Origin of the sequence: Phenylobacterium kunshanense, from assembly GCF_003254525.1 — a bacterium.
Lineage (GTDB): Bacteria > Pseudomonadota > Alphaproteobacteria > Caulobacterales > Caulobacteraceae > Phenylobacterium > Phenylobacterium kunshanense.
In genome coordinates, this window is the sequence record NZ_QFYS01000001.1 from 87,952 (window position 1) to 108,930 (window position 20,979).

Consider the following 20,979-nt stretch of genomic DNA (forward strand, 5'->3'; position numbering starts at 1 on the left):
ATAATGCAATAAAATCAGCTAGATGCACGCATTCCGGCTGATCCCTCCGCTGGCGCGGAACTTGCTCCCTTCTCTCCGGGCAAAACGCCCTCGGCCCTCAGAATGATGGTCGATCCTGAGAAGAAGGACTCAACCGATGAATTCGGTGAACACCAACGTCGGGGCTATGATCGCCCTGCAGAACCTGAACTCCACCAACTCCGACCTCGCCTCTACCCAGTCGCGTATCAACACGGGTAAGCGGGTCGCCTCGGCCAAGGACAACGGCGCCGTCTGGGCCATCGCCCAGAACCAGCGCGCGACGTCCAACGCCCTGAACTCCGTCAAGGAATCGCTGCAGCGCGGTCAGTCGACCGTGGAAGTTGCGATCTCGGCCGGTGAAAGCATCTCCGATCTGCTGCTGCAGATGAAGGAGAAGGCCCTCGCGGCGGCTGACGCGGGTCTGGATTCGACGAGCCGTACGGCCCTCAACGACGAATTCACCTCGCTCAAGGCCCAGATCTCCAAGGCCGTGAACAATGCCGAGTTCAACGGTTCGAACCTGATCAAGAACGGCGGCGTCGACGTGAAGGCGCTGGCGAACGCCGACGCTTCGTCGGTGATCACCGTGTCGGCTCAGGACCTGACCGTGACGGCGCTGGCGATCGTCGGCAGCTCGCTGACGACCAAGACCAACGCCAGCACCGCGATCGGCGCGCTCAACACCGCGATCGCCGGCGTGTCGAGCAAGCTGTCGAAGCTGGGCACCGGCGCCAAGGCGCTCGGCTCGCACCTGACCTTCGTGAGCAAGCTGCAGGACACGATCGACGCCGGGGTGGGTAACCTCGTCGACGCCGACCTGGCGAAGGAAAGCGCAAAGCTCCAGGCGCTGCAGACCAAGCAGCAGCTGGGCGTCCAGGCGCTTTCGATCGCCAACCAGTCGTCCTCGATCCTGCTGGGCCTCTTCCGTTAAAGGCCCGCGCGGCCGCGGAGCCTGACCGGGCTCCGCGGACGGCAACATGCGTCGGCGGGCGAGGGGGTTCTTGTGAGCTTCCTCGCCCGTCTCCGCTTCATCCGGAGCGCTGCGCAGAAGCGTGGCGAGAGGAGAGATGGACACCAAGGCCGCGGCCAACGCGCCCCAGCCTGATCCGGCCAAGCTACAGACGCCAAGCCTGCCCACGGCCCAGAGCCGTGAGTCGGAACCCGCGCCTAAGCCCAAGCCAGAAGCGCCCCCGGCGCCCGATCAGGTCGAAATGCGACTGGTCATAGAAATGGATCAAGCCAGCGGATCCTACGTCTACAAGACCATCAACCGGCTCACCGGCGAGGTCATCCTGCAACTGCCCAGGGCCGAGGTCCTGCGGATGAAGGATGGCGCCGAGTACGAGACCGGTTCGGTGATCCGCACCAAGGCCTGATCAGTAAAGAGGGCGCGGCGATCCCGCGCGCCTAGGACATATTGTCCCGACCGCCCCGGCCGCGCCGGCGGCGGCGCTTATGGTTAAGCGTGTTAACCATCTGCTCACCACGAGTTCCTAGGGTCACGGTAACGCCGGGTTGCGAGTCGCGCCGCCCGGAGCACCGCTAGGAGAGCGTGATGACCCTCAGCGTCCACACGAACAAGGCTGCGCTGACGGCCCTGCAGAACCTGAACAAGACCAACAACGAGTTGGGCGACGTTCAGAACAAGATCAACACGGGTCTGAAGATCAACAACGCCAAGGACAACGCGGCGGTCTGGGCCATCGCCCAGGGACAGCGGGCCGACATCGGCGCGCTCGGCGCCGTCCGGATGAGCCTGGAGCGCGCAAACTCGATCGCCGAAGTCTCGCTGTCTGCCGGTGAAACCATCTCCGACCTGCTGGTGCAGCTGAAGGAGAAGGTGGTCGCGGCGATGGACACGTCGCTCGACACGGCGTCGCGGACCGCGCTGGACTCCGACTACAAGGCCATCCTCCGCCAGATCACCCAGGTGGTGACCAATTCCTCGTTCGACGGGGCGAACCTGCTCACCGGTTCGGGCGGCGACATCCAGTTCCTCGCCAATGCTGAGGCCACCTCGCGACTGACGCTGTCGACCCGGACCCTGGCGCTGGGCGGCGGCAACATCACCATCCCCGCGACGTCGTCGATCAGCACCGTGGCCCTCGCGTCTGCGGCTCTGGCGCAGCTCAGCGCCTCGATCGGCAACGTGAACCAGGCGCTCGGCAATCTCGGCTCCCAGGCCAAACAGCTCGAAGCGCACCTCGAGTTCGTCTCCAAACTGACCGACGTGCTCGAATCGGGGGTCGGAAACCTGGTGGACGCCGACCTGGCCAAGGAGAGCGCCAGGCTGCAGGCGCTTCAGGTGCAGCAGCAGCTCGGCGCCCAGGCGCTCTCGATCGCCAACTCCGCGCCACAGATCGTGCTGCAGCTCTTCCAGGGCGGCTAACTCCTTTCCGTTGGGGCGTAGAAGAGGGCTCGGTCGCGCGGCGACCGGGCCCTTTTTCTTTCGCGGGTTAACGGGCGGTAAGGGATGTCCGCCTAAGGTGAGATGGCGGAGGTGTGCTCCGCGGAACCGGGTCGCATGGTCACATCGATCGATTCGAGCCTGCTGTTGGGCATCTACCAGTCGCGCTATGGCGCGGCGGGGAGCGCCGTGGCCGCAAGCACGACGACCACGAGGCGAACCACGCCGACGGCGCCCTGGAACCAGGAAACGTCCGCCGCCGACACGAGCGCTGCGGTCAAGGCCGCCCTTGCCGGCCGCAAATTCGTCAACGAAGGCGGCACCGTCCTCGATATCAAGGGCGCCAGCGCCGACTACAGGAAGCTGTTCGCGCTCTACCAGGGCCTGGGCGCCCTGATGGGCGTGGCCGAACGGGCTGGGGCCAAGGGGCTCACCAGCCTCGAACAGACCAAGTTGAGCCAGACCTTCGCGCGCGGGCTCAGCGAGATTTCGGGCTATGTCGCGGACCTCGACGTCGACAAGTTCCGGATGATCCAGGGCGAGACCGCGATCTCCGCAAAGACCGTCGGCGTGCCGCGGACCAAGACCGAGTATGTCACCCCGCCGCTGGTCAGCGGGTCCAGCGAGAACGTCGTGCCGGCCTTCACCGGCAATGTTCAGTTCGACATTTCCATCAAGCGGTCTGGCTCCACGGTCAATGTGCCCATCGACCTTGCGGGCATGGGCGGCCAGACCCGCTCGATGGGCAATGTTGTCAGCTACATAAATCAACAACTTCAGGCCGCGGGCGTCGACGCACGCGTGGCCTCGCAACGCATCGCAGGCACGGCAAAGACGACCACGGTCGGTGGCAAGACGATCGAGATCGGCAAGAATCCCGACCAGTGGGCCCTGAAGGTCAAGGTGGCCGCCGGCGAGACGCTGAGCTTTGCGGCCTCGGCCACGGCAGGCGCCGTCTACGTGGCGCAGAACGCCGGCAATCCCGATCCCGACGGCAAGAGCACGACCCAGGACAGCACCGAGGCTGCGCAGTTCCTCAAATTCCAGACCGACACGACCAACGTCCCGTCGCCCCTGCAGCCGACGGCCGAGGCGAACTGGGTCGACGGGCGGGTGTTCGCCAAGACACTCGGGCCTGAGGTCAAGACCATCCGAGAGCAGGTCGTCGGGTCCGACGGGTCGATCTACATGCTGGCCGACGTGACCGACAAGGTCGCCGGTCAGGAGATCAAGGGCGACCAGGATGTCGCCCTGCTGAAATATGACGCCGCGGGCCAGTTGGTCTTTGCTCGGACGCTGGGCGCGTCGGACGAAGCCAGCGGACTGGGCCTGGCGCTCAGCGCAGACGGGAAGATTGCGGTGGCCGGCTCGGTCAAGGGGGAACTTGCCGGTTCGACGAACGGCCCGCTCAATTCCACAGGCGCATTTGCGGCCAACACCGATAGTTTCGTCACGCTCTTCGACGCCGAGGGGCAGGAACTCTGGACCCAGCGCCGCGGGGCGCGCCAGGGGGACGAGGCCAGCGAGGTGGCGTTCGGCGCCGACGGCACGGTTTACGTCTCGGGCCGCGCGGACTCGGCGATGCCGGGGACCTCCGCCATCGGGGGGACCGACGGCTACATCGAGGCCTTCAAGGCCGACGCGACCGGCAAGGTGCAGACGCTGTTCACGACCAGCTTCGGCACGGCGGGCGCCGACAAGCCCGCGGGCCTAGTCGTCGACGGGACGTCGATCGTCGTCGCCAGCAATGAGGACGGCCGGGGCGTCCTGCGCCGCTATGACGTCTCGGGCGGAACGCCGGTGCTCACCTCGACGCGAGACCTGGGCGACCTGCAGGGTGGCCAGATCACCGGCCTGGCGATGGATGGCGGCAACCTGATCGTCGCGGGGACCGCAGGCAATCCCAGCCTCAACGGGCTCACTGTCACCAACGCCCACGCCGGCGGCAGCGATGCGTTCGCCGCCCGCATGTCCGCCGACCTCAGCGGGGGCGGGCAGGTCGCGTACTACGGCGGGGCAGGGGACGATAGCGCCACCTCTCTGGCGGTGAGCGGGGGCCAGGTCTGGATCGGCGGCTCCGCCGGGACCGACCTGCCGGGCTATCCCGACAAGGTCGGCGTCAAGGACGGCTTCCTGGCGCGTCTCGACATCGGGACCGGAACCGTGGCCTGGTCGCGGCGCTTCACGGGCAAGGACGGCCGCGCGGCGCCGACCGCGATCGCGGTGGACACCACGGGCGCCAGTGTTCTGGACCGCATCGGCCTGCCCAAGGGCGAGCTGGACATGACGGATTCCTCGCGCCTCACGGCGGCGACCAGCCTCCGCGGCGGCGACCAGTTCACGCTGAAGACCGGGCTTGGCCGCAACTCGACGATCACCATCGACGAGGGCGAGACCCTGGACACCCTGGCCCAGAAGATCCGCCGCGCCAGCGGCTTCCAGGCCAAGGTCACCATCGCCACGGCTGAAGGGCGTCGCTATCTCCGGATCGAGCCGACCACGGATCGCGTGACGCTGGAATTCGGGCCGGGCAAGACGGACAAGAACGCCCTGGAAATGCTGGGGATTCCCGAGGGCATCGTCCGCAAGACCAAGATGGCGGACGGCAAGACCGTGCCCGCCGACGGCAAGTCGATGCTGTACGGCCTGGGGCTGCCCAGCGACCTCAACCTGAAGGACGATCTCGAGCGCAAGCATGCGCTCGCCGAGATCGGTTCGGCGATGGGTATCGTCCGACAGGTCTACAAGGATCTCGCTGCAGCGGCCAATCCACGGTCGGCCCAGGCGGCGGCGGCGGCGGCCAGCGGCCCCGTCCCGGCCTACCTCAGCAACCAGATCGCCAACTACCAGGCCGCGCTCGCACGCCTGGGCGGCTGATCCTCGCCGCTTGAAAGCCGTCCCCGAGGGCGGTAGCCAAGCCCCATGGCGACCCCAGACCCCGCGCCCGAGCCCAAACCGCGTCGCGGCCCGCCGCTGGTGGCGATCGGCGCCGTGGTTGCGTTGCTCGCGGGCGCGGTCATCGCGTGGCTGCTGGTGTCGGGCGACAGTAGCCGCCGGGCGCCGCCGCCCGCATCGGAAGGCGGGCTGGTGATCGACTCCAGCGGCGAGGGGGACGGGACGGCCGAGGCCGGCAAGCCGCTGCGCTGCTTCGTGCAGGGTCGGTACGTCGGTGAACTCAGTCTCGCCGCCTGCGCCCAGCGGAACGGCGTGGCTACGGACGCGCTCGACGTGGGCATCGACGAGACCGGCGCGCTCGCTGCGGCCGATGAGGCTGGGCAGATGCTCATTCCACTGCCGCCGCAGGAAGACGATGTGGAGGCCGCTCCCGAGCCGGAGATCGTCGAGCCCGCAACGGACGCCGAGGCCCCTGCGCCCGATGGGGCGGTCGCCACCTGTCGTCGCTATGAAGGCGGCCGCTGGCGGCGTCTGGGGGACATGGACCTGGACGCCTGTGTCCAAACACTGTTCGCCGGGCGCTGCGAGAAGCCCGGCCAGGCCAGCTATGGCCGCCACGGCCAGCAGACCCTGCGTCTGGTCACCGGGCGTCTGGAGGTCTCGGACGACAACCGCACCTTCCGGCCGATCGCCCCTCAGGCGCCCGATTGCAGTCTCCCGCCCGTGCAATGAGCCTGTTAGGCTGACGGCATGACCCTGAAGCCCGTCATCCTCCTCGCTGTCACCCTGGCGCTAAGCGCCTGCGCCAAGAAGACCACGCCGCCGGGCGAGCCTGGTGTCTGCTATCACGTGGTTCCGCAGGCCGATGGTTCGCTGAAATACAACAAGCTGGTCACCACCGAGAGCCTGGAGAAGTGCGCCGCCAACCTTGAGGCGATGCGGATCAAGTTCCTCCGGATGGGCGGGACGCAGCAGGAACTCTACGGCGCCTATCAGTCCAATTTCCTGTTCCTGCAAAAGGAGGGGATCTTCACGTCCACCTCGCTGGAGGGGCCCCGTTATGTGGCCCTGGTGCGGACGGGAGACGGCCGGCTGGCCATTCCAGGCGCCATGCCGCAGCAATAGCTGTGGACGGCCTGGAACGAAAATAGAACATATGCTTGTTAACGGATCGGCGCGGCGCTAGCGTGGCGTCCGGGCGTTCGGCCCGCTTCTACGGAAACCAAGGCACGAGATCGAAATGGCGGGCAGCGTCAACAAAGTCATACTGGTGGGCAACCTCGGCGCGGATCCGGAGATCCGCGCGCTGGGCTCTGGCGATCGGGTCGCCAACCTGCGGGTCGCCACCTCCGAAACCTGGCGCGACCGCTCGAGCGGCGAGCGCAAGGAAAAGACCGAGTGGCATCGGGTGGTGATCTTCAACGAGAACCTCGTGAAGGTGGCCGAGAACTACCTGCGCAAGGGCTCTAAGGTCTACATCGAGGGCAGCCTCCAGACCCGGAAGTGGACCGACCAATCGGGCCAGGAGAAGTTTTCCACCGAAGTGGTGCTGCAGAAGTTCCGCGGCGAACTCACCATGCTCGACGGCCGGGGCGGCGAGGGCGAGCGGGACGAAGGCGGCTATTCCAGCGGCGGCGGTTTCTCGTCTGGCCCCCGCGCCGGCGGCTCCGGCCCACGGGAAGACTTCTCCGCCAACCTGGACGACGAAATTCCCTTCTAGGATCAAGCCGCGAGGGGGACGCCGTCGAGCGTGATGCGGTGCATCAGCCGACGGTGGCCCTGATAGTCGTTCATGGCGTTGTGCCAGGTGCAGCGGTTGTCCCAGATCGCCATCGAGCCTGGGCGCCACTGGAAGCGGCGAACGAAACGAGGCTGAACGGCGTGCTCGTAGAGTTCGAGCAGCAGGGCGCGACTCTCCTCCGGCGGGACGCCCACGATTTCCACGGTGAAGGCGGGATTGACGTACAATGCCTGTCGACCGCTGCCGGGGTGGGTGATCACGACTGGGTGCACCGCCTCCGGCGTCTCTGCGTGCCCCGACAGTTCCGGCCGGTCGCTCCGGGCGTATCCGCCGCCCTCGCCGAAGACGTGAGCCGAGGCGTGGCGCGCGCGTAGGCGCGAGATGCGCGCCCTGGTCGACGGTGGGAGAGCCTCGTAGGCGGCGTACATATCGGCAAACAGGGTGTCGCCGCCGCTGGGCGGTGTATCGACGGCAAGAAGGACCGAGCCCATGGCCGGCGCGGCGTCATAGCTGTGGTCTGTGTGCCAGCCACCGCCGATGTTCGTCACCTGGGTCTCGGACTTCTCGACCTTGGCGATTTCGGGGTGTTTCTCGGTCTTCGGGAAGTAGCGGTTGACGACGATCGGGGCGATGCGCCGGGCGAAGGCGATCTGGTCTTCCGGGGTCAGGGTCTGCTCGCGCAGGAATACGACGCCGCGATGAAAGATCGCTTCGCGCAGGGCCTTGATGTCCTGGTCTGAAGCTTGGCGGACGTCCAGTCCTTCCACCATCGCCCCACAGCCCTCCAGCGGGCGAATCCGCAACGTCGTCGTCGTCATCGGCGCGTCTCCCATTTCGTCGAACCATCGCGTGGGGGATGACGTGGGACTGTAACTTTCGTTACGATTTTGGATGGACGCTGCAGATCGGGCGCTCGCGCGCCACCATCTCGAACGCGCGGCTTGGCTCGCAGGCGATCGGTCCGACCTGGTTAAGGCGCTTCTCGCGCACGGCAGGATCGTACGTCTGGCGCCGGGCCAGTGGGCTCACGCCGAGGGCGATGATGAAGCCGGAGTGCTCGTCGTGCTCGCCGGCGTGGCGCAGCTTCTCTGCAAGGCGCCTGGAGACCGGGAGGTGCTGATCGGTCAGGCCGGGCCCGGCGCGGCCATCGGTCAGACGACGCGGTTCGGCGGTGGGCCGCGGCTGGTGACGGTGATCTGCCAGGCGGAATGCGTGCTGTTGCAGGTGTCCGATCGGGCGCTTGGGCGTATCGCCACTGAAACGCCGAGGATCTGGGAGGCCGTCGCGGGGCTGCTGTATCTCCAACTGCGGGGGCTGCTGCAGCTTGCGGCGGAGACCATCGCCCTGGCGCCCCGGCAGCGATTGGCGGCGCGGCTGGACCTGTTGAGCGGGACCGAGGCGGGCGCCCTGCAGCTCAGCCAGGAAGCGCTGGCGGAAATGCTGGGCCTCAGCCGCAAGACCGTGAACGGGTATCTGGGCGACTTCGAGCGGCAGGGGCTTGTCCGCCGTCGCTACGGGGTGGTGGAGGTGGTCGACCGCGCGGCGCTGCGCCGGATCGCCGGGAGCTGAGGATCAGAGCTGCGTCCTGAGCGACCAGAGCTCCGGGAAGCAGCGTCTTTCGAGCGTGCGTTGCAGATAGCCCCGCCCTTCGGTGCCGCCTGTGCCACGCTTGCCGCCGATGACCCGCTCGACCGTCAGGATATGCTTGTGGCGCCAGGTGAGGAGGGCGTCGTCGAGGTCCATCAGCTTCTCGGCGAGCTGGTAGAGCTCCCAGTAGCGGGCGGTGTCGCGATAGACGGCGAGCCAGGCGGTCTCGACGGCGGGCGACGGCGCATAGGGTTGGGACACGTCGCGCGCCAGGACCTCGGCCGGGATCGCCAGTCCGTGTGCGGCCAGGCGATGGATGGCGTCGTCGTAGAGGCTAGGCGCTTCGAGGGCGGCCTTCAGGACCGCCATGGCCTCGGAGCCCTCGTCCTGAAAGGCGAGGAACGAGGCGTCCTTCAGGCCCAGCAGGTACTCCAAGGTGCGGAACTGCCACGACTGGAAGCCGGAGCTGCTGCCGAGGCCATCGCGGAAGCTGAGGTAGTCGGCAGGCGTCAAGGTCGCCAGGACGTCCCACGACAGCGTCATGATCGTCTGGATGCGGGAGACCCGCGCCAGGGCCTTGTAGGCCGGCTCCACTTCGCCCGAACGGACCAGCGCCTTGGCCAGGCGCACCTCGTGGATGATCTCCTTGAGCCACAGCTCCTTCGTCTGGTGGATGACGATGAACAGCAGCTCGTCGTGGCGGTCGGTCGTGGGATGCTGGGCGGCGAGCAGCTGCTCCAGGCCCAGGTAGCTGGCGTAGGTGATGCGGGGCTGAGTCACGCAGGGGAGGGAGGCTGGTCAGCCGTCCCAAGTCAAGGCGTGGTGGTCAGTTCCCGGCCTCCGTCTTCGGCTCGGGCGGCGGGCAGACGTCCGCGATCCGCCGGGCCTCGGTGCTGGCCTTCCCCGCGATGTCGAGGCCGAGAAACTCGGTGGCGATCTCGGCCGTCAGGTTGAAGCTGGTGGGCGTGTAGGCGCCCGAACCCTGCACCGCCACCTTGCGTCCCTTCTTGCTGACGCAGGTGCCCTTGAGGCGGATCTGGCCGCCGGAAATGACCTTGGTGGGGTAGGTGCAGGCATAATGTCGGTTGGACGGGCCGGCCATGAACTTGTCCACGTCCGCGGGAGTGATGCACCGCTTCTCGGTCTTGCTCTGTTTGATGGGCGAGAGAAGGCGATTGGTGGATTCCCAGTAGCCTGGCTTGATCGCCGGCGCGCTCGCGGCCGGCGTGGGGGCGGCGAGGGCAAGCGCCAGGAGGGCGGGGGGCAGGCGGGTCATGGGGCGGACTCTGCGCAGGATTCCGGCGGCATGGTGGCGGGCTCAGGCCACCGACTCGACGGCCGGGCGGCTGTTGTCGATGAAGCCCCGGTTCTGGTCGCGGATCTTCTGCGCCGCCTCATCGTGCAGAAACGGAAGGAAGGCATACCGCTGACCCCGGGTTACCGGTGTGGCCTCATGCTGGAGGCTGCAGCAGAACACGACCGCGCCGCCGACGGGGGGGCGGTAGGTGCGCCGGCCGAACTCGGGAAACCGCAGGTCGCCGCCGTCGAAGTCGTCGTTCAGGTTGATTGAGCAGGCGAAGCGCCGGTGGGCGGTGCCGAGCGTCTCATTGTCGCGATGGGCCTTGAAGTATCCCCCTTCGTCGGCGGCGTACCGGGCGACCAGATAGCGTTCGAGCCGCGTGGCCCGGAATTGCAGGGCCCGCCGGATCATCGGCGTGAGATTGCGGCTGATGGCGCCGACGACCTCCCTCTGCAGGGATTCATCCTCGATGATTGCGTCCCGCCGGCTCTTCATCGGGTCCAGCACGCCGACCGTCTTGCCATCGATATCGCGCATCACGCCCGATCGCAGGCCGCCGCGCTCGTCATAGTAGCCGATCAGGCGCTGGCAGAGGTCGACCGTGAAAACCCGCGGCGCGATGAGCACCGGCGCGACGAGCGGGACGCCGGCGTAGTCTTCCACGGACGGCAGCGCGAGGATCTGGTCGAACAGTCCTTCGGCCGCGTCGAGCGGCGCCTGGGTGATCAGACGGAGCGCGGGGTCGAGGAGGAACCAGGCGCCCTGGTCCTCGCCGAGATGATAGCGGCGGCGAACCTCACCGTCGGCGTCGAACAGCCAACGCTGGCCCGGGATTCGGTCGGCTGGCGTGTCCTCGCCGGGCGCGGACGGCGTGACGAAGAAGGCCGCGAGCCGGTGGCCGTCGAACTGGGGGCTGATCCGCTGGAAGGCGGCGAGGGCGGCGCCGCGGCGAGCCTGGTCGGCCGGCATGAACGCGAGCAGCACGTAGCGCCCGGCCGCCGTGTTGAAATGGTAGGTCGGGTTGGTCCGGGTGGACGCCATGAAGTTGGGGGCGATCTCGCCGATGGTGAACGGCGGGAGGGTCCAGCGGGAGCTCATGCGGGTGTTCCTTCCGCGGGAGCCAGGCCGGCGACGCGGGCCTCATAGGCAGCCCTCACGGTCGCGCCGTCCTCGTCGAAGAGGAAAGGCAGGAAGGCGTAGCGGCGGCCGCGCGTCACCCGGGTCGCTTCGTGCAGGATCGCGCACGAGAACACCACGGCGCCGCCGACCGGTGGGCGGTAGGTGCTCATCCCGTATTCCCCGAACCGCAGGTCGCCGCCGTCGAAGTCGTCGTTCAGGTTTATCGAGCAGGCAAAACGGCGGTGGGCGGTTCCCTGGGTGGTGTTGTCGCGGTGGGGGTGAAACACGGCCTCGTCGGCCGCGTCGTAGCAACTGACGAGGTAGCGCTCGATGCGGGTGGCGGCGAAGCCCAGGGCCAGCCTGATGAAGGGAAAGAGGCGGCGATGCAGTCGTTCGGCGATCGCATCGCGGAGTTCGGGGTCCTCAAGCCAGATGTCCCGGCGCTTCTTCAGCTCATCCATGACCGCCACAGTGCGGTCGCCCTGATCGCGCATGACGCCGGTGAAGGCTCCGCCTTGCGCCTGATGGCGCTGGATCAGTTCCTCGCAGAGCTCGGGTTCGAAGACTCTCGGCGCGATCAGGGCGGGCGCGTGCATCGGGACGCCCGCGTGTTCCGCCGGCGGCGGAAGGGTGGGCAGGCGCGCCAGCAGCGCGGCGCCGTCCGCGATCGGCGCCGAGGCCATCACCCGCAGGGTCGGATCGAGCAGCAGCCAGTGCGGCTCCGGACCGAACAGCTCGGTGATCCGGCCGCTGGAATCGTGGACCCATCTCAGGCCCCGAATGTCTCGCGCGCCCTGGACCCAGCTGGGGTCGCGGAGCACGACCACGGCGGTGGTCCGACTGTCGTCGAACATCCGCTGATGCGTGGCGAGGGTCCGAATGGCCTCGCTCCTGGCGGCTGGCTCCTCGGGGAGAAGCAGCAGCACGACATAGCGTCCGGCCGCGCTGTCCAGCACGAAAGCCGGGCTGGATGCGGTCGGAGCCGTGAACCAGGGCACGGGCTGGCCAGGAAGGTAAGCCATGGGGCGGAACCTAAGGGCTTGCGGGGCAAACGTCACGGGCCCCGGCCGTACCCCAGCCGCGCGCGCGTACGCGTGCGTGCACGCGCGAATTTGGCGTAGGCGGGTTCAGGGTGTTAATTGAGGGACGTATCTAACCAGTCCGATTCGAACGGCGTTTCCCTCCCTTGACCGACAACAGCACCACGACCCCTCCCGAGCACGGGCCCGGGGGTATCGCCCCTATCGCGATCGAAGACGAGCTGAAGCGCTCGTACCTCGATTACGCCATGAGCGTGATCGTCAGCCGCGCGCTGCCCGACGTGCGCGACGGCCTGAAGCCGGTGCACCGGCGGATTCTGTTCTCCATGGGCGAGCAGGGGCACACCCCTGACCGGAGCTATGTGAAGTCTGCCCGCGTCGTCGGTGACGTGATGGGTAAGTATCACCCGCACGGCGACGTCGCGATCTACGACACCTTGGTCCGCCTGGCGCAGCCGTTCTCGATGAACCTGCTGCTGATCGACGGCCAGGGCAACTTCGGCTCGGTCGACAACGACCCGCCCGCGGCCATGCGCTACACCGAGAGCCGCATGACCCGCGCCGCCATGGCGATCCTGGCGGACCTCGACAAGGACACGGTCGACTTCAAGGACAACTACGACGGCTCCGAGCAGGAGCCGGTGGTGCTGCCTTCGCGCATCCCGAACCTGCTGGTGAACGGCGCCGGCGGCATCGCGGTGGGTATGGCCACCAATATCCCACCGCACAACCTTGGTGAGGTGGTCGACGCCTGCCTGGCCTATGTGGACAACCCTGATATCGGCCTCGACGACCTGCTCGATATCGTGCCGGGCCCCGACTTCCCGACGGGCGGCCAGATCGTGGGCCGCACGGGCCCGCGGACGGCGCTGATGACCGGCCGCGGCTCAGTGATCATGCGCGGCATCGCCAACGTCGAGGAGATCCGTAAGGATCGTGAGGCGATCATCATCACGGCCATCCCGTACCAGGTGAACAAGGCCGCGCTGGTCGAGCGCATCGCCGAGCTGGTGCGCGAGAAGCGCGTCGAGGGCGTCGCCGACCTGCGTGATGAATCCGACCGCCAGGGCATGCGCATCGTCATCGAGATGAAGCGCGACGCCTCGGCCGACGTGCTGCTGAACCAGCTCTACCGCTTCACGCCGCTGCAGACCTCGTTCGGGGTCAACATGCTGGCGCTGAACCGCGGCCGGCCCGAGCAGATGGGCCTGAAGGACATGATCACCGCCTTCGTGGATTTCCGCGAAGAGGTGGTCGTCCGGCGGGTGAAGTTCGAGCTCTCCAAGGCCCGCGACCGGGGCCATGTCTTGGTGGGCCTGGCCATCGCCGTGGCCAACATCGACGAATTCATCCACATCATCCGCTCGTCCAAGGACCCGACCGAGGCTCGCGAGCGTCTGGTGGCGCGCGACTGGCCGGCGGGCGACATGCTGCCGCTGGTCGAGCTGATCGCCGACCCCCGCACCATCGTGGTCGATGGCAAGGAGATCCGGCTCACCGATGAGCAGGCCCGTGCGATCCTGGCGTTGACGCTGTCGCGTCTCACAGGCCTCGGCCGGGACGAGATCTTTGGCGAGGCGCGCGAGCTGGCCGACACCATCCGCGGCCACCTGGAGATCCTGGCCAGCCGCGAGAAGGTCATGGCCATCGTCCGCGAAGAGCTGGAGGAGGTGAAGGCCCAGTTCGCCGTTCCTCGCCGCACCGAGATCGTCGAGGGCGACGCGGACGTCGAGGACGAGGATCTCATCGCCCGCGAGGACATGGTCATCACCGTGACCCACGGCGGCTATGTGAAGCGCACGCCGCTCGCGATCTACCGGACCCAGCACCGGGGCGGGAAGGGCCGCTCGGGCATGGCGACGAAGGAAGAGGACGCCGTCACTCGGGTCTTCTCGGCCAACACCCACACGCCGATGCTGTTCTTCTCGTCGGGCGGCAAGGCGTTCCAGCTCAAGGTCTGGCGCCTGCCCGTCGGCACGCCGACGTCGCGCGGCAAGGCCTGGGTGAACCTGCTGCCGATCGAGCCGGGCGAGAGCATCACCTCGATCCTGCCGTTGCCCGAGGACGAGGCGACCTGGGACCAGTACGACGTGATGTTCGCGACGCGGTCGGGCAATGTCCGCCGGAACAAGCTCTCCGACTTCATCGGCATCAAGCGCAACGGCAAGATCGCCATGAAGCTGGACGAGGGTGACTCCATCATCGGCGTGGGCGTCTGCAACGCCACGCAGAACGACATCCTGCTGACGACGGCCCTGGGCCGCTGCATCCGCTTCGCCACCGAGGAGGTTCGGGTGTTCGTCGGCCGTGATTCGACGGGGGTCCGCGGCATCCGCCTGGCCGAGGGCGACAGCGTCATCTCGATGGCGATCCTGCGCTCGGTGGCCGCCACTGCCGACGAGCGCGCGGCCTATGTGAAACACGCCAACGCCATGCGCCGTGCGGCCAGCGGCGAGGCGGAGGACGTCGAGGACGCCGCGGGGACCGAAGACGAGGACGAAGCCGTGGGCGAGGCCGCCCTGTCGCCAGAGCGCATCGCCGAGCTGGGCGCCGCCGAGGAAGTGATCCTCACCGTCTCGACTGAAGGCTACGGCAAGCGGACCTCGGCCTACGAGTTCCGGCGCACCGGTCGTGGCGGTCAGGGCCTCCTGGCCCAGGATCTCACCAAGCGGGGCGGCCGCCTGGCGGCTTCGTTCCCGGTGGACGAAGGCGATCAGATCCTGCTCGTCACCGACCAGGGCCAACTCATCCGCACGCCGGTCAGCCAGGTCCGCATGGTCGGGCGCAACACCTCGGGCGTCATCATCTTCCGGACCAGCGCCGACGAGCACGTGGTGTCGGTGGAGCGCCTGGCCGATCAAGGAGAGGATGAAGTCGACGCCGACACGACCGAGGGTGGCGACGAATCGACTCCGGAGGGCGAGGCCTGACCCCCGGACGCCGGGGGTCCCGTTGCGGCAGGTCGTTTTCCGCTTGCCAGATGACGCTTCCACGGCGAAAGGGCGACAGGTGGTGTTGGGGGACCCTTTGCGTATGACCCGCGTCGGCCTCTATCCGGGTACGTTCGATCCCATTCACAATGGGCACACGGACATCATGGGCCGTGCGGCCAAGCTGGTGGACCGACTTGTGATCGGTGTGGCCATCAACGCTGGCAAGGGCCCGCTGTTCGACCTCGACGAGCGGGTCGCCATCGTCGAGGAGGCGGTCGCTCCCCTCCGCAATCAGGCCGAAATCGTGGTCCAGCCCTTCGAGGGCCTGACCATGCACTTCGCCCGCGAGATGGGCGCTCAGGTGATCGTGCGCGGCCTGCGGGCCGTGGCGGACTTCGAGTTCGAATTCCAGATGACCGCCATGAACCAGCAGCTCGATCGCGAGATCGAGACGGTGTTCTTCATGGCCGACCCGCGGCACCAGGCGATCGCCTCGAAGCTCGTCAAGGAGATCGCGGTCCTGGGCGGGGACGTGACGAAATTCGTCAGCCCGTCGGTCAAGGAACGCCTGCTGGCCAAGGTCGGCCGGGCCTAGCCGCCGCCGCAATCGGCGGCTACGAGAGCGCCATGAAGCTTGCGACCGCCCTGATCGCCGCCGCCGTGGCGGCGACCCCCGCCTTCGCCCAGAAGAAGCCGTCAGCAGCCCCTGCGCCCGTGCCGGCCGGCGCGCCCACCGCCGCCGACTGGCGGACGCCCGATCCCGACGACGTTCTGGTGATCGACACCAACAAGGGCCGGATCATCGTCGAGATGGTCCCCGAGGTGGCGCCGCTGGCCACGACGCGCTACCGCGAGCTGGCGCGCGAGCACTTCTACGACGGCCAGACGTTCTTCCGGGTCATCGACGATTTCATGGCCCAGACGGGAGATCCGGAGAACCGCGGCACCGGCTCGTCGAGCAAGCCGGACGTGAAGGCCGAGTTCCAGTTCCGGCGCGGGCCGCAGACCCCCTTCACGCTGGCGCAGGATCAGAGCGTGGCCGAGATCGGCTTCGTGAAGTCGCTTCCGGTCGCCACCCAGTCGTTCATGCTGGCCCCGATGACGCGCGACGGAAAGGTCTCGGGGTACGCGCTGTACTGCCCCGGCGTCGCCGGCGCTGCGCGGGGCGAGGCCGAGGATTCCGCCAACAGCCAGTTCTTCCTGATGCGCGCCAACTATCCGAAGCTGGAGCGCCGGTACACGGCATGGGGCCGGGTGATCTCCGGGCAGTCGGTCGTCACGTCGATCAAGGCCGGCGAGCCCGTCCCCGAGCCGCAGGATCGGATGGAACGGCTGCGCCTGCTCAGCGATATTCCTGAGAAGGAACGGCCGAAGATCCGGGTCATCGACCCGGCCGGCCCATGGTTCAAGGCCGAGATCGCCCGGGCCCGCGCGGCCGGCGGGGCGAACTTCTCGGCCTGTGACGTCAATATTCCAGTCGAGGTGAAGTGATGGACGCTGAAAATACCCTGGTCATGGAGCTGGAAAGCGGCCCCGTGACGATCAAGCTTCGGCCCGACCTGGCCCCGAAGCACGTGGAGCAGATCAAGTCGCTGGCTCGCGAGGGCTTCTATGACGGCGTGGTGTTCCATCGCGTGATCCCGGGCTTCATGGCCCAGGGCGGCGACCCGACCGGCAGCGGCATGGGCGGCTCCAAGAAGCCCGACCTGCCGGCGGAATTCAGCCGGGAGCCCCACGTCCGGGGCGTCTGCTCGATGGCGCGAACCGCCAATCCGAACTCGGCCAACAGCCAGTTCTTCATCTGCTTCGACGACGCCCGTTTCCTGGACGGCCAATACACCGTCTGGGGCGAGGTGACCGAGGGCATGGAACACGTCGACGCCCTGCCGAAGGGCGAGCCGCCGCGCCAGCCCGGCAAGATCGTCTCGATGAAGGTCGCCGCGGACGCCTGAGGCCTCGAGCGAACGTCAGTTTGGCGTCAGGATGACGACCAGCGGGTAGTGGTCCGACCCCAGGGACGGACCACGCTCGATGCTGACTATCCGCCAGCCGCGGCCGACGTACACGTGGTCTATCGGCAGGACAGGAACGGGCCAGGCCTTTCCGTGGACGCGGGCCGGCCAGGAGAATATGGCCCGGTCCACCCGATGGAGCCCGAGCGCCGCATCGGTGCGCCGTAGGGCCCTGGACCACGGCGTCGTGTTGAGGTCGCCGGTGACGATCATCCGGTCGCGCGGCAGGGCGGCCGTCAGGCCTGCGAGGTCCTCGTGCTGGCGCCGGTAGGTCGGCGATGTCGGCCAGTCGAAGTGGGTCGTGATGACCTCGTAGGGGCCGGTCGGGCCGGCGTAGGTCGCATTGAGATAGGTGAGGCCGCCGTGCTTGAGGGGAGGCCGCACCATCCGAATTCGGCGGGCGCGGCTGAAGATCATCACATGCTCCTTCGCCCCGGCGACCTGCCAGTCCGTGCGGCGCATCAGCTCGTCGCGCAGGTCGTGGCGGGCCTCCTGCAGGGTGACGATGTCGGGGTCCTGGGCGATCAGCCAATCGGCGACCCGGCGGATGTCGGCGTTGCGCTTATAGGCGTTGAGCTGGATCAGCTTGATCTGGCCGGCGGTACTCGCGGGCGCCTGTTGCGCCGGCTCGCGACGAAATTCGGGCGCCATCAGGGCCCCGGCGCCGAGAGTCGCGATCAGGCCGCAGGCCAGGATGAAACGGCTAGTCTGCAGGCGACGCAGCGCGACCGCCGTCAAGCCCCCGCCCAGTCCCACCGCGAGGTAGACGGGCGCAAAGTGCGACAGCACGTCAAACCCGAACGCAGCCACCGCGAGCAGGGCCGCGAGCCCGACGACTACGGCCAGCAGCGCCAGGGCGATTGGCCCAACGACCCGACGAAGCGACCCCAACCCGACACCCCGATCTTGACGCGGACGCGCCCACATGCGCTTGACCTCGCCCTTCATGAAGCTTGCCGACTTCGATTTCCACCTGCCCGAAGAGCGGATCGCGCTCCGGCCCGCGATCCCGCGTGATTCCGCGCGACTTCTGCTGGTCGAGCCCGGCGCGGCGCTCCGGGATCTGCACGTTCGCGATCTTCCCGGCCTGCTGCGCGCCGGGGACGTGCTGGTGGTGAACGACACCCGGGTGATCCCGGCGCGGCTCAAGGGCGTGCGGCTGCGCGGGGAGAGCCGGGTGGCGGTCGAGGCGACCCTGCACCGCCAGCTTTCCGGGCATGTCTGGACGGCGTTCATGCGGCCCGGAAAGAAGCTGGCCCCCGGCGATCGGATCAGCTTCGGAGAGCCGTCCGATCGGGCCTGCCTGCTGGGGGCGCTAGACGCGACGGTGCGGGAAAAGGGTGAAGGCGGCGAGGTGACCCTGGCGTTCGACCTCTCCGGGCCGGATCTGATGGCCGCCATCGCCGAGCGCGGGATGATGCCGCTGCCCCCCTACATCGCGGCCAAGCGAGGTGAGGACGCCCAGGATCGGGCGGACTACCAGACGATCTATGCGGCCGAGGACGGTTCGGTCGCCGCGCCGACCGCCGGCCTCCATTTCACCCCGGAACTGCTGGGACGGCTCGAAGCCATGGGCGTGGGATTCGAGCGTGTGACCCTGCACGTGGGCGCCGGCACCTTCCTGCCGGTGAAGACCGACGAACTGGCGGATCACCGCATGCACGCCGAGTGGGGCGAGATCGACGCGGCCACGGCTGACCGACTGAATGCTGCGCGCGCCGCCGGCGGCCGGGTCATCTGTGTCGGCACCACATCCCTGCGCCTGCTGGAGAGCGCTGCGGACGAGACCGGCGCCATCCGGCCGTTCGCCGCGGAGACGGCGATCTTCATCACCCCCGGCTACCGCTTCCGGGCCGTGGATGGGCTGATGACCAACTTTCACCTGCCCAAGTCGACCCTGTTCATGCTGGTCTGCGCCTTCGCGGGCTTCGAGACCATGAAGGCGGCTTACGCCCACGCCATTGCCGACGGCTACAGGTTCTACTCCTACGGCGACGCGAGCCTGCTCTGGAGGGAGGTCTGATGGGGGCGTTTCCGTTCACGGTCGCGGCGAGCGATGGCCGCGCGCGGACCGGCGTGCTGTCCACCCCGCGCGGCGAGATCCGCACGCCCGCCTTCATGCCCGTTGGCACCGCGGGCACGGTGAAGGCGCTGACCGTCGAGCAGGTGGCCGCCACCGGGGCGGACATCATCCTGGGCAATACCTACCACCTGATGCTGCGACCGACGGCCGAGCGGGTGCGGCGGATGGGGGGCCTCCACCGCTTCATGCGCTGGGAGAAGCCGATCCTCACCGACAGTGGCGGCTTCCAGGTGATGTCCCTGTCCAAGATCTCGAAGGTCACCGAGGAGGCCGTTACCTTCCAGAGCCACCTCGACGGCAGTCGGCACGTCCTGTCGCCCGAGCGGTCAATGGAAATCCAGGCCGACCTGCTGGGCTCGGACATCGTCATGCAACTCGACGAACTCGTGGCCCTGCCGGCCGACGAGACGCGGGCGGCCGACGCCATGCGCCGCTCGGCCCGGTGGGGTGATCGCTCGAAGGCCGCGTTCGGCGCGCGGGAGGCGCAGGCGCTGTTCGGCATCCAGCAAGGCGGCACCTGGGAGCACCTTCGCCGCGAGTCGGCCGAGCGGATGATCGAGACCGGCTTCGACGGCTACGCCATCGGCGGCCTGGCGGTGGGGGAGGGGCACGAAGCCATGGTGGAGGTGCTGGACTTCGCCCCCGCCATGCTGCCCGCCGACCGGCCGCGATACCTTATGGGTGTGGGCAAGCCGATCGACATCGTCGAGGCGGTCTACCGCGGCGTGGACATGTTCGACTGCGTGCTGCCGACCCGTTCGGGCCGCCACGGCCAGGCTTGGACCTGGGATGGTCCGATCAACCTCAAGAATGCGCGCTTCGCCGAGGATGACACCCCGCTGGATGCGGCGAGTCCGGTCTCGGCGAGCCGGGACTATTCCAAGGCCTACCTGCACCACCTGGTGAAGGCGAACGAGATTCTGGGGCAGGTGCTGCTGTCCTGGCACAACCTGGCCTTCTTCCAGGCGCTGATGGCCGAGATGCGGGCGGCGATCGCCGAGGGTCGCATGGAGGCGTTCCGGGCAGGCTTCGCCTCCCGGCAGTTGCGGAACGCGCCCTAGCGGGTCGGATACTTAGGCGCAAAGCGGCCACCGGGGCCGACGGGCTTCGGCGGCGGGGTTCCGGCCCTTTCGTGGGAGGGGGTCGCCGGAGGCATGCAGCCCCGCGATTCGCCCAGGCCCTTCAGGTAGGCGCGGCGCACATTGCCGGCGATGATCGCCGACTGGACAAGCTTGTCGTGGGCTTCCGCGCCCGTGAGCTTGCGCACCCAGCCGCGGAACGGGATGGCGTCGGACGCGAGGTCCGCTGCGGCGCCCAGTGCGGTGGACTTGCCGCGGTCCATCAGATTTTCGTCGCCAGGCAGGATGCGGTCGATGTCCGGACCCAGGGCCTCGTCCAGCGGTCTCACCAACGCGATGATCTGGCTGCAACGCCACTTGGCCGGTGGGCGCTCGTAGGGATCGGCGAGGGCGTCCAGCAACACCTCGGGAATCTTCGCCCGCACGACATTGAGGTCTCGCAGCGGAGCCGTGACGGCGCCCTGCACGCTTTCGCGCTTGAGCTGGTCCGACGTCTTCACCTGGTTGTCGGGATCGGGCGGCGGCGGAGGTGCGGGCGCGGCCTTTGCCGCCGGCCTGACCGTCGACCTGGTCTGGCTGGCGGCGTCGCCCGCCACGCTGACGGCGAGGGCGGTCGTGACGGCGAGACGAAGAGCGATCCAGCGCATGTCATTCAGCATGGCGCCGCCCTGTGGCGCTGTTAAGGCCAAGCCCTGAAGATGCGGGCTTTCCCTTTGCCTCATAGCCCTCTAGTTTCCGCGCCGCTTCGCTGCGCCGCTCAGG

At 68.0% G+C, this 20,979-nt stretch carries 21 protein-coding genes; 14 read left to right on the forward strand and 7 right to left on the reverse strand.

What is annotated here, in order from left to right; genetic code table 11:
- Nucleotides 1-136: 136 nt before the first annotated feature.
- From DJ019_RS00425 to ssb, 7 genes are all read left to right on the forward strand, one after another.
- Nucleotides 137-952 carry a flagellin gene (locus DJ019_RS00425; protein WP_111274021.1) on the forward strand — a complete coding sequence of 272 codons (816 nt, stop codon included), beginning with the start codon at nt 137-139 and terminating at the stop codon, nt 950-952.
- 136 nt (nt 953-1,088) lie between these two features.
- A complete protein-coding gene (locus DJ019_RS21110) occupies nt 1,089-1,397 on the forward strand; it encodes a flagellar protein FlaG (protein WP_111274022.1) in 309 nt (102 codons plus the stop codon).
- A 179-nt stretch (nt 1,398-1,576) separates the two neighbouring features.
- Nucleotides 1,577-2,410, forward strand: coding sequence for a flagellin (locus DJ019_RS00435; protein ID WP_111274023.1), 834 nt, complete (start codon nt 1,577-1,579; stop codon nt 2,408-2,410).
- A 135-nt stretch (nt 2,411-2,545) separates the two neighbouring features.
- Nucleotides 2,546-5,305 carry an NHL repeat-containing protein gene (locus DJ019_RS00440; RefSeq protein ID WP_111274024.1) on the forward strand — a complete coding sequence of 920 codons (2,760 nt, stop codon included), beginning with the start codon at nt 2,546-2,548 and terminating at the stop codon, nt 5,303-5,305.
- A 45-nt stretch (nt 5,306-5,350) separates the two neighbouring features.
- Nucleotides 5,351-6,055: a hypothetical protein gene (locus DJ019_RS00445; RefSeq protein WP_111274025.1), complete on the forward strand. Its 705-nt coding sequence runs from the start codon at nt 5,351-5,353 to the stop codon at nt 6,053-6,055.
- 18 nt (nt 6,056-6,073) lie between these two features.
- Nucleotides 6,074-6,448, forward strand: a complete 375-nt coding sequence (locus DJ019_RS00450) for a hypothetical protein (protein WP_111274026.1) — start codon at nt 6,074-6,076, stop codon at nt 6,446-6,448.
- A gap of 115 nt (nt 6,449-6,563) precedes the next feature.
- On the forward strand, nt 6,564-7,043 hold the full coding sequence (gene ssb, locus DJ019_RS00455) for a single-stranded DNA-binding protein (RefSeq protein ID WP_111274027.1): 480 nt from the start codon (nt 6,564-6,566) through the stop codon (nt 7,041-7,043).
- Nucleotides 7,044-7,045: 2 nt separating this feature from the next.
- Here ssb and DJ019_RS00460 read toward each other — a convergent pair whose 3' ends face one another.
- Nucleotides 7,046-7,882, reverse strand: coding sequence for a TauD/TfdA dioxygenase family protein (locus DJ019_RS00460; RefSeq protein WP_111274028.1), 837 nt, complete (start codon nt 7,880-7,882; stop codon nt 7,046-7,048).
- A 73-nt stretch (nt 7,883-7,955) separates the two neighbouring features.
- On the opposite strand from DJ019_RS00460, the gene DJ019_RS00465 reads away from it, so the two are divergent.
- Nucleotides 7,956-8,633, forward strand: a complete 678-nt coding sequence (locus DJ019_RS00465; protein WP_111274029.1) for a Crp/Fnr family transcriptional regulator — start codon at nt 7,956-7,958, stop codon at nt 8,631-8,633.
- A gap of 3 nt (nt 8,634-8,636) precedes the next feature.
- Here DJ019_RS00465 and DJ019_RS00470 read toward each other — a convergent pair whose 3' ends face one another.
- Genes DJ019_RS00470 through DJ019_RS00485 form a run of 4 tightly spaced genes read right to left on the reverse strand, consistent with a single transcriptional unit; the run spans nt 8,637 to nt 12,092 of the window.
- Nucleotides 8,637-9,431 (reverse strand): tryptophan 2,3-dioxygenase, encoded by a 795-nt coding sequence (locus DJ019_RS00470; RefSeq protein WP_111274030.1) that lies wholly within the window; start codon nt 9,429-9,431, stop codon nt 8,637-8,639.
- 46 nt (nt 9,432-9,477) lie between these two features.
- On the reverse strand, nt 9,478-9,927 hold the full coding sequence (locus DJ019_RS00475; RefSeq protein WP_111274031.1) for a DUF3617 domain-containing protein: 450 nt from the start codon (nt 9,925-9,927) through the stop codon (nt 9,478-9,480).
- Between the two features lie 42 nt (nt 9,928-9,969).
- Nucleotides 9,970-11,049 carry a 2OG-Fe(II) oxygenase gene (locus DJ019_RS00480; RefSeq protein WP_111274032.1) on the reverse strand — a complete coding sequence of 360 codons (1,080 nt, stop codon included), beginning with the start codon at nt 11,047-11,049 and terminating at the stop codon, nt 9,970-9,972.
- On the reverse strand, nt 11,046-12,092 hold the full coding sequence (locus tag DJ019_RS00485; protein WP_111274033.1) for a 2OG-Fe(II) oxygenase family protein: 1,047 nt from the start codon (nt 12,090-12,092) through the stop codon (nt 11,046-11,048). Before DJ019_RS00485 ends, DJ019_RS00480 begins: the two co-directional genes overlap by 4 nt.
- A gap of 164 nt (nt 12,093-12,256) precedes the next feature.
- On the opposite strand from DJ019_RS00485, the gene gyrA reads away from it, so the two are divergent.
- The 4 genes from gyrA to DJ019_RS00505 all read left to right on the forward strand — a co-directional run bounded on the left by gyrA (nt 12,257) and on the right by DJ019_RS00505 (nt 16,995).
- Nucleotides 12,257-15,040 carry a DNA gyrase subunit A gene (gene gyrA, locus DJ019_RS00490; RefSeq protein WP_111274034.1) on the forward strand — a complete coding sequence of 928 codons (2,784 nt, stop codon included), beginning with the start codon at nt 12,257-12,259 and terminating at the stop codon, nt 15,038-15,040.
- A 103-nt stretch (nt 15,041-15,143) separates the two neighbouring features.
- Complete coding sequence (gene coaD / locus DJ019_RS00495) at nt 15,144-15,638, forward strand: pantetheine-phosphate adenylyltransferase (RefSeq protein ID WP_111274035.1); 495 nt, start codon at nt 15,144-15,146, stop codon at nt 15,636-15,638.
- Nucleotides 15,639-15,670: 32 nt separating this feature from the next.
- Complete coding sequence (locus DJ019_RS00500) at nt 15,671-16,534, forward strand: peptidylprolyl isomerase (RefSeq protein WP_111274036.1); 864 nt, start codon at nt 15,671-15,673, stop codon at nt 16,532-16,534.
- Entirely contained in the window at nt 16,534-16,995 is a 462-nt protein-coding gene (locus DJ019_RS00505) for a peptidylprolyl isomerase (protein ID WP_111274037.1), read from the forward strand. Before DJ019_RS00500 ends, DJ019_RS00505 begins: the two co-directional genes overlap by 1 nt.
- Nucleotides 16,996-17,010: 15 nt before the next feature.
- Here the strand turns inward: DJ019_RS00505 and DJ019_RS00510 are convergent, their stop codons facing one another.
- Nucleotides 17,011-17,946, reverse strand: coding sequence for an endonuclease/exonuclease/phosphatase family protein (locus DJ019_RS00510; RefSeq protein ID WP_165843841.1), 936 nt, complete (start codon nt 17,944-17,946; stop codon nt 17,011-17,013).
- A gap of 55 nt (nt 17,947-18,001) precedes the next feature.
- Here DJ019_RS00510 and queA point away from each other — a divergent pair, with 55 nt between their 5' ends.
- A complete protein-coding gene (gene queA / locus DJ019_RS00515) occupies nt 18,002-19,078 on the forward strand; it encodes a tRNA preQ1(34) S-adenosylmethionine ribosyltransferase-isomerase QueA (protein ID WP_111274039.1) in 1,077 nt (358 codons plus the stop codon).
- Nucleotides 19,078-20,199: a tRNA guanosine(34) transglycosylase Tgt gene (tgt, locus tag DJ019_RS00520; RefSeq protein WP_111274040.1), complete on the forward strand. Its 1,122-nt coding sequence runs from the start codon at nt 19,078-19,080 to the stop codon at nt 20,197-20,199. Before queA ends, tgt begins: the two co-directional genes overlap by 1 nt.
- On the opposite strand, the gene DJ019_RS00525 is transcribed toward tgt, so the two are convergent.
- Nucleotides 20,196-20,876, reverse strand: coding sequence for a hypothetical protein (locus DJ019_RS00525; protein ID WP_205854055.1), 681 nt, complete (start codon nt 20,874-20,876; stop codon nt 20,196-20,198). The genes tgt and DJ019_RS00525 overlap by 4 nt on opposite strands.
- Nucleotides 20,877-20,979: the final 103 nt, after the last annotated feature.